The sequence below is a fragment of the Pseudomonas sp. 8209 genome, assembly GCF_028682105.1.
Lineage (GTDB): Bacteria > Pseudomonadota > Gammaproteobacteria > Pseudomonadales > Pseudomonadaceae > Aquipseudomonas > Aquipseudomonas palmensis.
Genome location: NZ_JANIAH010000002.1, coordinates 79,428 through 92,709, shown reverse-complemented (window position 1 = coordinate 92,709; position 13,282 = coordinate 79,428). Strand labels below are relative to the sequence as shown.

Annotated in this window: 14 protein-coding genes; 9 read left to right on the top strand and 5 right to left on the bottom strand. The window is 62.6% G+C overall.

The window, feature by feature from the left end; genetic code table 11:
• The first annotated feature begins 2 nt into the window (after positions 1-2).
• From NP552_RS03940 to NP552_RS03925, 4 genes are all read left to right on the top strand, one after another.
• Entirely contained in the window at positions 3-611 is a 609-nt protein-coding gene (locus NP552_RS03940; protein ID WP_274096447.1) for an RNA polymerase sigma factor, read from the top strand.
• Positions 605-838, top strand: coding sequence for an anti-sigma factor family protein (locus tag NP552_RS03935; RefSeq protein ID WP_043864156.1), 234 nt, complete (start codon positions 605-607; stop codon positions 836-838). The genes NP552_RS03940 and NP552_RS03935 overlap by 7 nt, the downstream gene beginning before the upstream one ends.
• A 206-nt stretch (positions 839-1,044) precedes the next feature.
• The gene (locus tag NP552_RS03930) at positions 1,045-2,358 is read left to right on the top strand and encodes an OprO/OprP family phosphate-selective porin (RefSeq protein ID WP_043864155.1); all 1,314 of its coding nucleotides are present in this window, start codon (positions 1,045-1,047) and stop codon (positions 2,356-2,358) included.
• Positions 2,359-2,452: 94 nt separating this feature from the next.
• Entirely contained in the window at positions 2,453-3,577 is a 1,125-nt protein-coding gene (locus NP552_RS03925) for a GNAT family N-acetyltransferase (RefSeq protein WP_123753010.1), read from the top strand.
• 77 nt (positions 3,578-3,654) lie between these two features.
• On the opposite strand, the gene NP552_RS03920 is transcribed toward NP552_RS03925, so the two are convergent.
• The 4 genes from NP552_RS03920 to NP552_RS03905 form a co-directional block, all read right to left on the bottom strand.
• Positions 3,655-5,484, bottom strand: a complete 1,830-nt coding sequence (locus NP552_RS03920; RefSeq protein ID WP_196932161.1) for an ABC transporter ATP-binding protein — start codon at positions 5,482-5,484, stop codon at positions 3,655-3,657.
• 68 nt (positions 5,485-5,552) lie between these two features.
• Complete coding sequence (locus NP552_RS03915; protein ID WP_196932143.1) at positions 5,553-6,110, bottom strand: peptidylprolyl isomerase; 558 nt, start codon at positions 6,108-6,110, stop codon at positions 5,553-5,555.
• Complete coding sequence (locus NP552_RS03910; protein ID WP_043864151.1) at positions 6,104-6,919, bottom strand: alpha/beta fold hydrolase; 816 nt, start codon at positions 6,917-6,919, stop codon at positions 6,104-6,106. The genes NP552_RS03915 and NP552_RS03910 overlap by 7 nt, the downstream gene beginning before the upstream one ends.
• A 12-nt stretch (positions 6,920-6,931) precedes the next feature.
• Complete coding sequence (locus NP552_RS03905) at positions 6,932-7,855, bottom strand: LysR family transcriptional regulator (RefSeq protein ID WP_043864150.1); 924 nt, start codon at positions 7,853-7,855, stop codon at positions 6,932-6,934.
• Between the two features lie 50 nt (positions 7,856-7,905).
• On the opposite strand from NP552_RS03905, the gene NP552_RS03900 reads away from it, so the two are divergent.
• The 5 genes from NP552_RS03900 (at position 7,906) to NP552_RS03880 (ending at position 11,954) form a co-directional block, all read left to right on the top strand.
• A complete protein-coding gene (locus NP552_RS03900) occupies positions 7,906-8,220 on the top strand; it encodes a hypothetical protein (protein WP_043864149.1) in 315 nt (104 codons plus the stop codon).
• Between the two features lie 107 nt (positions 8,221-8,327).
• The gene (locus NP552_RS03895) at positions 8,328-8,927 is read left to right on the top strand and encodes an FMN-dependent NADH-azoreductase (protein WP_054914940.1); all 600 of its coding nucleotides are present in this window, start codon (positions 8,328-8,330) and stop codon (positions 8,925-8,927) included.
• A gap of 249 nt (positions 8,928-9,176) precedes the next feature.
• Complete coding sequence (locus tag NP552_RS03890) at positions 9,177-9,998, top strand: hypothetical protein (protein WP_210014458.1); 822 nt, start codon at positions 9,177-9,179, stop codon at positions 9,996-9,998.
• Positions 9,999-10,043: 45 nt separating this feature from the next.
• Positions 10,044-10,982 (top strand): hypothetical protein, encoded by a 939-nt coding sequence (locus NP552_RS03885; RefSeq protein WP_210014459.1) that lies wholly within the window; start codon positions 10,044-10,046, stop codon positions 10,980-10,982.
• Positions 10,983-11,075: 93 nt separating this feature from the next.
• Positions 11,076-11,954: a carboxylate/amino acid/amine transporter gene (locus NP552_RS03880; RefSeq protein WP_043864146.1), complete on the top strand. Its 879-nt coding sequence runs from the start codon at positions 11,076-11,078 to the stop codon at positions 11,952-11,954.
• Here the strand turns inward: NP552_RS03880 and NP552_RS03875 are convergent.
• Positions 11,895-13,196 carry a mechanosensitive ion channel family protein gene (locus NP552_RS03875; protein ID WP_210014460.1) on the bottom strand — a complete coding sequence of 434 codons (1,302 nt, stop codon included), beginning with the start codon at positions 13,194-13,196 and terminating at the stop codon, positions 11,895-11,897. The two genes, NP552_RS03880 and NP552_RS03875, sit on opposite strands and share 60 nt — an antisense overlap.
• Positions 13,197-13,282: the final 86 nt, after the last annotated feature.

Here is a 13,282-nt window from a genome sequence, read left to right as displayed (position 1 = left end):
CAGTGACGGCTGACGAACAGCGCTTGCTCGACCGCTTGCTGGAGGGAGAGCAGCGCGCGTTCGCCGAACTGGTTCAGACCTGCCAGGGCGCCATGCGCGCGGTGGCCTATGCCATCGTCGGCGAACGTGGCGCCGACGAGGTGGTGCAGGATGCCTGGCTGGCGGCGGTACGCGGTCTGGCGGGCTTCCAGCGCCGCTCCAGCCTCAAGACCTGGCTGCTGACCATCACCGCCAATACGGCCAAGACCCGTTACCGGCAAAACCGCCGCGAGGTGCTGCTCGACGACCTGCCGGCCCCCCATGGCAGCATCGACGACGCGCGTTTTGCCAGCGACGGTCACTGGCTGCTGGCGCCTTCGGCATGGCACGAAGACAGCCCCGAGGCCCTGCTCAGCCAGGAGCAGTTGCGCGAATGCCTGGAGCACACCCTGCTCAGCCTGTCGCAACTGCAGAGCAGTGTGCTGTTGTTGCGTGAGCGCCAGGGCCTCGAACTGGTGGAGATCTGTAATCTGCTCGACCTGTCGCTCTCCAATGTGCGTGTGCTGCTGCACCGTGCACGCCTCAAGGTCTTCGCGACCCTGGAACATTTCGAGGACACCGGCCAATGCTGACCTGCAAGCAACTGGTCGCCTGCTCCAGTGATTACCTGGACGGGCAACTGACCCTGGGCGAGCGCCTGATGACGCGCCAGCACCTGCTGTTCTGTCGCAATTGTCGTCGCTTCATCAAGCAGTTGCGCCTGGCCCAGGCAACCCTCAAGGCGCTGCCGCCGGCGCCTGTGGAGGGGGCCGATGCCCTTGCGGCGCGGCTGGCCGCCGAGCGCCGGGCAACGCGCTGAAACCCCGCAACCAGCCCTGCAACGGGGCTGATTGTCTTATTCACATTCGAAGTAAAAAGTTCCCCTGTCACTAAATATTTATCTAACAGCCACTGATCTGAAATAACCCCCCGCCAAGATTCGTCCCCAGCACAAGTGGCCTGAGCCGCGTGTTTTTTCAACGTAATCAAGACCATAAACGTTATGAACGTAGGGGAGTTCCTTCGATGATCCGTAAGCACTTCGCAGGTTTCGCAGCCAGCGCCTTGGCAATGGCCGTTACCGCCCAGGCTTTCGCGGGCACCGTGACTACTGACGGCGCCGATATCGTAGTCAAGACCAAGGGTGGCCTGGAGGTCGCTACCGCTGACAAGGAATTCAGCTTCAAGCTGGGTGGCCGGGTCCAGGCCGACTACAGCCGCTTCGACGGTTTCTACACCAAGAACGGCGATACCGCCGATGCGGGCTACTTCCGCCGTGCCTACCTGGAACTGGGCGGTGTGATGTACACCGACTGGGCCTACCAGATCGCCTACGACTTCTCGCATAACTCCGGTGGCGACAACCGTTCCGAAGACGGTTACTTCGACGAAGCGTCGCTGGCCTACAACGGCTTCAAGCCGGTGTCGATCAAGGTCGGTCGCTTCGACCCCGAGTTCGGCCTGGAAAAAGCCACCAGCTCCAAGTGGGTGACTGCCCAGGAGCGAACCGCTGCCTACGACCTGGTGGACTGGACCAACTCGCACAACGGCGGCTTCGGTATCCAGGCATCGGGTAACGCCGGTGACTCGCTGTACGGTTCGGCCGGCCTGTTCGCCAAGGACGCCACCAACCAGGACAAGGACGGCGACAGCTCCAAGCAGTTCAACCTGCGCGGTGTGTTCGCACCGATGCACGAGGCCGGCAACGTACTGCACGTTGGCCTGAACTACGCCCAGCGCGACCTTTCCGACACCGCGTTCGACGGCCGTATCCGCAGCCGCCTGGGCATGCGTGGGGTGAGCACCGACGGTGGCCAGGACGCCGGCAACAACGGCAACCGCCTGGTGCTGGGCGGCAACGCCACCACCCCGGCCGGTGCCTACGACACCGACAAGGCCTGGGGCCTGGAAGCCGCCTACGCGCTGGGCCCGTTCTCGGTGCAGGGCGAGTACATCAAGCGTGATGTTCAGGCAGACGACTCGGCCTTCTCCGACATCAAGGCCAAGGGTTACTACGGCCAGGTGGCCTACACCATCACCGGTGAAGCGCGTGGCTACAAACTCGGCAAGTTCGACAGCATCAAGCCTTCCAACAAGCAGATTGGTGCGTGGGAAGTGTTCTACCGCTACGACCACCTGAGCGTCGACGACAACAACGGCGCATTTGCCGACATCGGTGACGTGGAAGCCAAGGTGCACAACCTGGGTGTGAACTGGTACGCCAACGAGTCGATCAAGCTCAGCGGCGTGTACGTCAAGGCCAAGACCGACAACGCGCAGAACGCTGCCGGCGACGACAGCGGCGACGGTTTCGTGATGCGCGCGCAGTACGTGTTCTAAGCGTTACCCCTGCAACACACTCCTTCATCCGTTAGATCTTCGCCCCGCACCTGCGGGGCTTTTTTTTGCTCGCACGAGGGGGCAGACTGCGCGCATGCCCATCTCAATTCTGCCGCACCTTGCCGATATCGACGCCGCCACCTGGGATGCCCTGGTGCCGGATGCCCAGCCGTTCCTGCGCCATGCCTTCCTGCGCAGCCTGGAAGACAGCGCCAGCGTCACCCCGCGCACCGGCTGGGCACCGGCCCACCAGGTTCTGACCGACGCTCAGGGCCTGGTGCGGGCGGCCATGCCGGCCTACGTGAAGACCCATTCGTTCGGCGAGTACGTGTTCGATCACGGCTGGGCCGACGCCTGCGACCGCGCCGGTATCGACTACTACCCCAAGCTGCTGTGCGCGGTGCCGTTTTCACCGGTCAGCGGCGCGCGCCTGCTGGGCGACGCGCAGGCGGCGGGTGAGCTGATCGACGGCGTCAGCGATGCTTTGCTCGAACAGGGGCTGTCGGGCCTGCACGTGAACTTCACCGACCCGGCCAGCGACGAAGTATTGCGTGGGCGTGCGGGCTGGATGGAGCGCCTGGGGTGTCAGTTTCACTGGCGCAACCAGGGTTATCGGGACTTCCAGGATTTTCTCGACAGCCTCAGTTCGCGCAAGCGCAAGCAGATGCGCAAGGAACGCGAGCAGGTGGCGGGGCAGGGTATCGAGTTTCAGTGGTACCACGGCCATGAGCTGAGTGAGGCGCAGTGGGATTTCGTGTACGCATGCTATGCCAACACCTACGCCGTGCGCCGCCGTGCCCCGTACCTTACCCGGGCGTTTTTCAGCCTGCTGGCCGAACGCATGCCCGCGTCGATCCGCGTGGTGATGGCGCATCAGGGCGGGCGGGCGGTGGCGATGGCGTTCAGCCTGGTGGGTGGTGACAGCCTGTATGGGCGCTATTGGGGCTGCCTGGCGGAGTTCGACCGGTTGCATTTCGAGACGTGCTTCTATCAGGGCATGGACGTTGCCATTGCCGAAGGGTTGCAGCGTTTCGATGCCGGGGCGCAGGGCGAGCACAAGCTGATTCGCGGGTTCGAACCGGTGATCACGCGGTCCTGGCATTACCTGCTGCATCCGGGGTTGAAGGCGGCCGTGCAGGACTTTCTGGCGCAGGAGCGGGTGGGGGTGCTGGGGTATGCCGAGGAGGCGCGTACGGCGCTGCCCTTCAGGCAAGTCTGAACGCCAAGCCCGCTCCCGCAGGCGCAGTGAAATCCCTGTGGGAGCGGGCTTGACCCGCGATACCGTCGCCGCGGTGTTCAATCGACCCCGACAAACCCACCCGTCTGGTGATGCCACAACCGTGCGTAGAGCCCCTGGTGCGCCAGCAGTTCGGCATGGGTGCCCATCTCGGCAATCCGCCCCTGCTCCAGCACCACCAGCCGGTCCATCCGCGCGATGGTCGACAGGCGGTGAGCAATGGCGATCACCGTCTTGCCCTGCATCAGGGTCTCCAGGCTCTCCTGGATGGCTGCCTCCACTTCCGAATCCAGCGCCGAAGTAGCTTCGTCCATGATCAGGATCGGCGCATTCTTGAGCAGCACCCGCGCAATCGCGATGCGCTGGCGCTGGCCGCCGGACAGTTTCACGCCACGCTCGCCCACATGCGCATCGAAACCGGTGCGCCCCTGGGCATCGGACAGCTGAGGGATGAACTCATCGGCCCGCGCCCGGCGCACCGCCTCCCACAACTCCTCTTCTGTCGCATCCGGCCGGCCATACAGCAGGTTGTCGCGAATCGAGCGGTGCAGCAGCGAGGTGTCCTGGGTGATCATGCCGATCTGTGCGCGCAGGCTGGCCTGGCTCACCTGGGCAATGTCCTGGCCGTCGATCAGGATACGGCCACTTTCCAGGTCGTACAGGCGCAGCAGCAGGTTGACCAGGGTGGACTTGCCGGCGCCCGAGGGGCCGATCAGGCCAATCTTCTCGCCGGGGCGAATGTCCAGGGTCAGGTTGCTGATGATCCGGCTGCCCTGACCGTAATGAAAGTCGACGTTGTCGAAGCGCACCGCGCCGCGATCGACCTTCAGCGCCGGAGCATCTGGCGGATCGGTGACGGTGACCGGCTGGGCGATGGTCTTGAGGCCATCCTGCACCATGCCGATGTTCTCGAAGATGCCGTTGACCACCCACATGATCCAGCCCGACATGTTGACGATGCGGATCACCAGGCCGGTGGCCAGGGCGATGGCGCCCACGGTGATCAGCGACTGGCTCCACAGCCACAGCGCCAGGCCGGTGGTGGTGACGATCAGCAGCCCGTTGAGGCTGGTGATGACCACATCCATGCTGGTGATCACCCGCGAGGCCAGCTGGGTCTTTTCGGTCTGCTCGCGAATCGCTTCGCGGGCGTACTGGCGCTCGAAGTCGGTGTGGGCGAACAGCTTGAGGGTGGCGATGTTGGTGTAGCCATCGACAATACGGCCCATCAGCTTGGAGCGCGCATCCGATGACACCACCGAGCGTTCCTTGACCCTGGGCACGAAATAGCACAGTGCGCCGATGTAGGCGAAGATCCAGACGGTCAGGGGCAGCATCAGGCGCCAGTCGGCCTCGGCGAACAGCACCAGCGAGCTGATCGCGTAGATCAGCACGTGCCACAGGGCGTCCACCGCCTGCACGGCCGAATCGCGCAGCGAGTTGCCGGTCTGCATGATGCGCTGGGCGATGCGCCCGGCAAAATCGCTCTGGAAGAAATTGAGGCTCTGCTTGAGCACATGGGTGTGGTTCTGCCAGCGGATCATGCTGGTCATGCCCGGGCTGATGGTCTGGTGCACCAGCAGGTCGTGCAGGCCGAAGAACAGCGGGCGCAGCAGCAGCGTGACCACCACCATCCAGATCAGCTCGCTGGCGTGATCGCTGAAGAAATCGGGGTTTGGCGTGCCCTGGGCCAGGTCGATGATGCGGCTCAGGTAACTGAACAGCGCCACTTCGATGAGCGAAGCCACCAGCCCCACCACCAGCAGTGCGGCAAAGCTGGGCCACACCTGGCGCAGGTAGTAGAAATAGAACGGCAGGACCTTGCCCGGCGGCGATGCGGTCGGTGCTTCGCGAAAGATATCGATCAGCTTTTCGAAATAGCGATACAACCTCAAAACTCTAACTCCTGTCTGACTCGACCGGGCCGGTCGTGGTTCACGTCCCTGTGAACACGGGCTCAGTCAATGCGTTTGGCGGACTTGATCAGTACGGGATCGGCCGGTACATCGGCCATGCCGTTCTTGCGCGTGGTCGGCGAGTTGACGATCTGGTCGACCACGTCCATACCCTTGACCACCTTGGCGAACACGGCGTAGCCGGCATCGCGGCCCGGATCGAGGAAGGCGTTGTCGGCCACGTTGATGAAGAACTGGCTGGTGGCCGAGTTCGGGTTGGATGTGCGGGCCATCGACAGGGTGCCGCGGGTGTTGTGCAGGCCGTTGCTGGCCTCGTTGCGGATCGGGTCCTTGGTCGACTTCTGTTGCATCTGCGCGGTGAAGCCGCCGCCCTGGACCATGAAGCCCGGGATCACGCGGTGGAAGATGGTGTTGGTGTAGAAGCCGCTGTCGACATACTCGAGGAAGTTCTTGGTCGAGATGGGCGCCTTGACCGGGTCCAGTTCCACTTCGATCTGGCCGAAGCTGGTGTCGAGCAGTACGTGCGGGGCTTTTTCGGCAGCCATCAGGCTGGTGGCGAAGACGACCGAGCAGGCGCCAAGCAGAAGTTTTTTCAGCATGAACTCAATGATCCTTGAGAAGTGGTTGAAGCCGTTGCCAGAAACTGCAGCAGGGTCTGGTTGAACAGCCGGGGTTGATCCAGCGGTGTAGCGTGCCGTGAATCTTCGATGACCGCCAGTCGTGCTTGAGGAATAAGCGCGACGTAGCGCTGCTTGAGCTGTATCGGGGTGTAATCGTGGTCGGCGCTGATGACCAGCGTAGGACAGCGGATCTGGCCCAGGCGTTCCTGTACCCCCCAGCCGACGATGGCATCGAAGCTGGCCAGGTACGCACGCTTGTCGTTGCGCGCCCAGCGCTCGGCCATCTTGCGTCGCAACTCGGCCTGCTCCGGCTTGGGAAACAGGCGTGCGGCCAGGCCTTTGCCGATGGTCTCCAGGCTCAGCAGGCGGGCCAGGCTCCAGCGCTTGAACCATTGCCAGTAATCGTCGCGGCTGCGCAGCTTGACCTCGGGTGCGCTGTTGACGATGCACAGGCTGCGCAACCGGTGGGGATGGTCGACGGCAAACTGGAAGCCGATCATGCCGCCCATCGACAGGCCAGCCAGGTGCACCGGGCCGGTGTTCAGATGCTCCAGCAGGGCCAGCAGGTCGGCGCTGAAGCCGGCGATGCTGTAGCGCTCGCGAGGCTTGTCGGAGCGCCCGTGGCCGCGCACATCGAGCAGGATCACGCGGTACTGACGGGCCAGCTCCGGTACCTGGTATTCCCAGTCCTGGCAGCTCGAGCCCAGGCCGTGCAGCAGTACCAGGGGCTCGCCCTGGCCATATTCCTCGTAATGCAGGGTGCAACCTTCATGTTCGAAATAGGCCATGGGCGTTACCTGTCAGGCTTGGGCGGGGGCGGCGAAGGGCACGTCCAGCGGCGCAGTGTCGAAGTTGCGCAGCAACTCGATGAGGATCTGCGTGGCCGGGCCCAGGGGTTTGTCCTTGTTCGAGTAAAGGTAGAACAGCGGGTGACGGCTGCCACCCTGGTCCAGCGGCAGTGGCTTGAGCACGCCTTCGCGCAGTTCGCGCTCGATCAGGTGGCGTGGCAGCCAGGCAAAGCCCAGGCCGCTGCTGACGAAGGTGGCGGCGGTGGCCAGGCTGCCGACCGTCCAGCGCTGTTCGGCGCCCAGCCAGCCCACATCCCGCGGTTGCGCCCGGCCAGAGTCGCGGATCACCACCTGCAACTGGCTCTCCAGGTCCTGGAAACTGAGCTCGCGGCCCAGGCGGTGCAGGCTGTGCTCGGGGTGTGCAACGGCCACGAACTCCACCGCGCTCAATTCGGTGCCCAGGTAGCCGGGGATGCTGAAGCCGCTGATGGCAAGGTCCGCCACCCCTTCGTGCAGCACTTCCTCGACCCCTGACAGCACCTCCTCGCGCAGGCGCACCCGGCAGCCGCGACTTTGCGGCATGAACGCACTCAGGGCACGTACCAGTCGGGCATTGGGGTAGGCGGCATCGACCACCAGGCGCACCTCGGCTTCCCAACCCTGCTCCATGTGATGGGCGAGGTCTTCGAGTTGGCTGGCCTGCTTGACCAACTGGCGCGAGCGGCGCAGCAGCACGCTGCCGGCATCGGTGAGCACCGCCTTGCGCCCGTCGATGCGCAGCAACGGCACGCCGAGCTGGTCCTGCATGCGGGCCACGGTATAGCTCACCGACGATTGGGAGCGGTGCAGGGCTTCGGCGGCCTGGGCAAAGCCGCCGTGGTCGACCACCGCCTGCAGAGTCCGCCACTGATCCAGGGTAACGCGCGGCGCTTTCATCTTCGGCTCCTGTTGTCCTAAGCTGGCGCACTTTCATGGAGAGCGCCGTTATGAAGAAAATCTGTGTTGCACTGCTGGCCCTGCTGCCGCTGACGGCCCTGGCCTACCCCATCGACGTGACCAAGAACACCGACGGGGTGAAGCTTGACTACACCACCTACGACACCGACCGTGACATCGGCTCGATCAGCCTGAACAACTACGGCGATGTGGCAGCGACGTGCAAGGTCACCTTCCGCAACGGCCCGGAGGCCCCCAGGGTACGGCGCATACAGGTACCGGCGAAAAAGAGCGTCGACGTGACGGCCAAATTCAACCGCGAAATCCTCAAGCTGCGCATCGCGCTGGACTGCAAACCGCAATAAAACAGGTTAACTGATAGATTTAACCCAGTTTTTACGCTTTTTTATCGATAGGTCAATCTCTAATCTTGCCTCCATCGACTTAGCGAACTTGCCGATGGAGGCAACCCATGTCCCGCGTACTGATCATCGAAAGCAGCGCCCGCCTGCAGGACTCCGTGTCTCGTCAGCTGACCCGTGATTTCATCAGCCAGTGGCAGGCGGCCAACCCGGCCGACCAGATCAGCGTGCGCGACCTGGCATTGAACCCGGTACCCCACCTGGACAGCCATCTGCTGGGTGGCTGGATGAAGCCCGAAGCCCAGCGCAGCGCCGAAGAAGTGCAGGCACTGGCACGTTCCAACGAACTGACCGACGAAGTGCTGGCCGCCGATGTACTGGTGCTGGCGGCGCCGATGTACAACTTCACCATCCCCAGTACGCTGAAGGCCTGGCTCGACCATGTGCTGCGTGCCGGCGTCACCTTCAAATACACCCCCACCGGCCCGCAGGGCTTGCTGACCGGCAAGCGCGCCTATGTGCTGACGGCCCGCGGCGGTATCCACGCCGGGGCCGGTAGCGACCATCAGGAGCCCTACCTGCGCCAGGTGATGGCCTTCATCGGCATTCACGAGGTGACGTTCATTCACGCCGAGGGCCTGAACATGGGCGGCGACTTCCACGAAAAAGGCCTGAACCAGGCCAAGGCGCTGCTGGCTGCGGTAGCTTGAGCCGTACCGATTTCCCCCCCGCCTGACACCTTTGCTCCTTTGGGTGTACCTGCCCGGTCAGACACTGGTTTGACCGGGCTTTTTTGTGGGTGGTTATAAAACTTGTCATTGCCAGGTTGATTGTTTATAGAGAACTGACAGTTTTGTCAGGTGCGCGCTTGAATTCCTATCTGTTTATATACAGGTGATGGACAGACTTTCCGCCGTGAAAGTTTGTAACTTGCCTCGCGGATATAAGGATGCGTACCTATGCCTGCTAAAATTGAGTCCAAGCTATATGCCTGGGATGCCCCGACGATCGACTGTTCGATTCCACATCCCGATTACCCCCAAGACCCGTCAAGAAGGTATTTCCTGATAAGGGGGATCTACAACTGCGGCAGCAATACGGATTTTTTGTCAGTCAGGACGCTCATATCAGCCGGTATGTACGCCGGTGACAGGGTCAGGGTAAGAATTGTCGAACCTTCCGGTATCATCTTCGATTTGCCCGTGCAGGTCATCAAAAACCCGCCGCAAGCGCTGTACTCTTCTTGTCCAAAAGCGCTGATGTACAGCAGTTCCGGTCAAACGGCACAGGTAAATTTCGCGCTGAGCAGGAATGGCGGAGCATGGGTGGTTTCGCAGAGTCGTTACTATACGGTGGAAGTCCAAAGTTTAGGTCCATTGGACCCGCCAAAACTTGCGCGCGGTTCTCGCGTGGCCACGGTTACCTATACCAAATGGCACCCCTCACACAAGGTTCGTCTAAGAGGTTTCACCATGACAGGGCATGAGGACCTGGGGTGGAAATCCATGGAGGGTGGTTCTGCCGAGTTTCCAATTCCACTGAGCTGGTTTCAGCAGAACAGAGGCCAGCCAGTGTGGCTCAATTATGCGCTTGAAGCGGTTACGGGCTCGGACTACCAATTTTCCAGGCTGCTTTATATCCCGAGCCTGGAGGTGCCCCCGGCATCTGAGGCGGCGCCTGAGGTCCCTGCGAAAGTGCCGGTGAAAAAACCTGCGAAGGCGTCAGAAGCACCTGCGAAAGTGCCTGGCAAACCTGCGAAACGCCCGCCAAGCAAGGCGTGACCCGCAAGCAAGGGTTCAAAGCCGGCGCGAGCGCAGGGAGGCACCATGTTGAACACGTTCACACTGTTGCTGTTGATCAGCCTGATGACAGCCTGCGCCAACCGGGCGCCGGTGCAGCCTGCCAGTGACGAGTTTGCGCAGGCAAGCTCGGTGCCGCCAACGGTCCAGGCCGCTGCGTTGCAGTCCCGTGCAGGTACGGCGGCTGTTTCCGGAGCCACGGTTGCACGCCACCTGCAGGAACGTTACCGCGACACCCGGCAGAACTGTAACGCCTCCAGCGCGCCGGCCTTTCTGTGCAGCGGCATCCTCATGCGCGCTACGCAGAACAGCCCGGCGTTTCATTCGTGGAACCCGAACCCCACCGCCTCGGGCGTGTCGTTCTCCTACCTGCGCGCCGACTCTGCGTTCAGTCGGTTGGCCTATGGGTACACTAACGGCTTCATCTTCGTGCCTATCTTGTACGCCAACAATCAATACAAGCCCCGTGTGTTGTGCTCGTTTCCTGTGGACGCCGATTCCAACAGGCGAGAATCGCAGGGGTGCGGGCAGAATGTCGGTTACCCCACGGTGAGTCGCGAGTGCAGGGCGCAGGGCATCGGTACAGCCGAACAATGGCTGGCGCATTACAACGCCAACCGGATCAATGCACGCCAGTGCGGCTTCAATGTTCGCGATGAACTCAACAAAGAAGGCGCCATCGCGTTCTATCAGAGCCTGCGTGCCAGAAACCTGCCCGGCGCCAACCTTGGTGGCATCCAGAACGAAGTGCGCATGGCCCTGTGGCCGCAGAACATCGGTCGGCAATTGCCGATGGAAGCCTTCTTCTATATTGGCGGGAGCGCGAGCGGAAGGGCGGGTGCGCAGGCGGATCAGCGGGACTTCTTCAGCCAGACGGGCATCCTGGTGCCGATCATCGCGGTGACCTTGCCCTCTGGCGCCACCCCCGCACGCTTCCAGTTCATCACGGCCGATCAGACCCGTTGAGCCTGCTGGCACCTTGAGTGCAGGCCTTTCAAAAGCGGTTGCCGGCCCGTTGGTCAACCGCTAAGGTCGCCGCCTGCATATCAGGGGGCATACATGGGCTACTTATTGATCGTCGCGCTGATCCAGGCGTTTTCCTTCAGCCTGATCGGCGAATACCTGGCCGGGCATGTCGACAGCTACTTCGCGGTGCTGGCGCGGGTACTGCTGGCCGGCCTGGTGTTTTTGCCGTTGACCCGCTGGCGCAAGGTCGAGCCGCGCTTCATGCGGGCCATGCTGCTGATCGGCGCGTTGCAGTTCGGCATCACCTATGTGTGCCTGTATTTGAGCTTTCGTGTGCTGAGCGTGCCCGAAGTGCTGCTGTTCACCATTCTTACACCCTTGCACGTGACCCTGATCGAGGATGCCCTGAACCGGCGCTTCAACCCGTGGGCACTGGTGGCCGCACTGGTGGCGGTGGGGGGCGCAGCGGTGATTCGCTTCGACCGTATCAGCCCGGACTTCTTCATGGGCTTTGTGCTGCTGCAACTGGCCAACTTCACCTATGCCGCCGGTCAGGTGCTGTACAAGCACCTGGTTGCCCGTTACCCCAGTGACCTGCCGCACTACCGACGCTTCGGCTACTTCTACCTGGGCGCCCTGCTGGTGGTGCTGCCGGCCTTCCTGCTGTTCGGCAACGCGCAGCATCTGCCCAGCACCGACGTGCAGTGGCTGGTGCTGCTGTTTCTGGGATTGTGCCCGACGGCGCTGGGGCTGTACTGGTGGAACAAGGGCGCCTGCCTGGTTTCAGGCGGCACCCTGGCGGTGATGAACAACCTGCATGTGCCGGTCGGGCTGTTGCTCAACCTGCTGATCTGGAACCAGCACGAGCCGCTGGGCCGGCTGTTCATCGGTGGTGCGGTGATACTGGCCTCGCTATGGCTCAGCCGACTCGGTGCTCAACGCCCGTTGCTCGCGAATGGCACCGGCCGGTAGCAGCCCGGCGCGCAGGTCGCTGCCGCTGGGTTGCTGGTACAGGCCCAGACCGAACTCGGGCATCACGGCCAGCAGGTAGTCGAAGATATCGCCCTGGATACGTTCATAATCGGCCCAGGCGGTAGTGCGGGTGAAGCAGTAGATTTCCAGGGGCACGCCCTGGGCGGTGGTCTGCATCTGACGCACCATGCAGGTCATGTTCGGCTGGATGTCCGGGTGGCTTTTCAGGTACGCCAGGGCATAGGCGCGGAAGGTGCCGATGTTGGTCATGCGCCGGCGGTTGGCCGACAGTGCTGCCACAGGGCCCTGGGCTTCGTTCCAGGCCTGCAGTTCGCTGCGCTTGCGGGCCATGTAGTCGGTGAGCAGGCGCACCTTGCTCAGGCGTTGTTCTTCTTCATCGGTCAGAAAGCGCACGCCGCCAGCATCGATGAACAGGCTGCGCTTGATGCGCCGACCGCCGGCCTGCTGCATGCCACGCCAGTTCTTGAACGATTCGGACATCAAGCGCCAGGTGGGGATCGAGACAATGGTCTTGTCGAAGTTCTGCACCTTGACCGTGTGCAGGGTGATGTCCACCACGTCGCCGTCGGCGCCCACCTGGGGCATCTCGATCCAGTCGCCGACGCGCAGCATGTCGTTGCTGGTCAGTTGCACGCTGGCCACGAACGACAGCAGGGTGTCCTTGTACACCAGCAGGATCACCGCCGACATCGCACCCAAGCCCGACAGCAGCAACAACGGCGAGCGGTCGATCAGGGTGGCGACGATGATGATCGCGCCGAACACGAACAGCACCATCTTGGCCAGTTGCACATAGCCCTTGATCGAACGGGTACGCGCATGTTCGGTGCGGGCATAGATATCGAGCAGGGCATCGAGCAGTGCACTGATGGCCAGCACCAGGAACAGGATGGTGAACGCCAGCGCCACGTTGCCCAGAAAATGCTGGCTGGTGGCGCTGAGCTCCGGCACCAGCTTGAGGCCGAACTGCACCACCAGCGAGGGCACCATCTGCGCCAGGCGCTGGAATACCTTGTTGTGCAGCAGGTCGTTGAGCCAGTGCAGGGCCGGCTGGCGGCTCAGCAGCCGGACGGCGTGCAGGATCATGAAGCGTGCCACACGCCCCAGTACCAGGGCGGCCAGCAGCAGTACCGCCAGGCCCAGGCCGGCGTGCAGCAGCGGGTGCTGATCGAGGGTGCCCCACAGATCCAGGGCGTTTTGCCAGAACAATTGAATATCCATGCCTTAGTAAAGGTGTCCGCAAAAAGAGTGGAAGTGCAATTAGAACGCGGAAAGTCGTGACAATGCCAAAAGAAATTCGGCGTGAG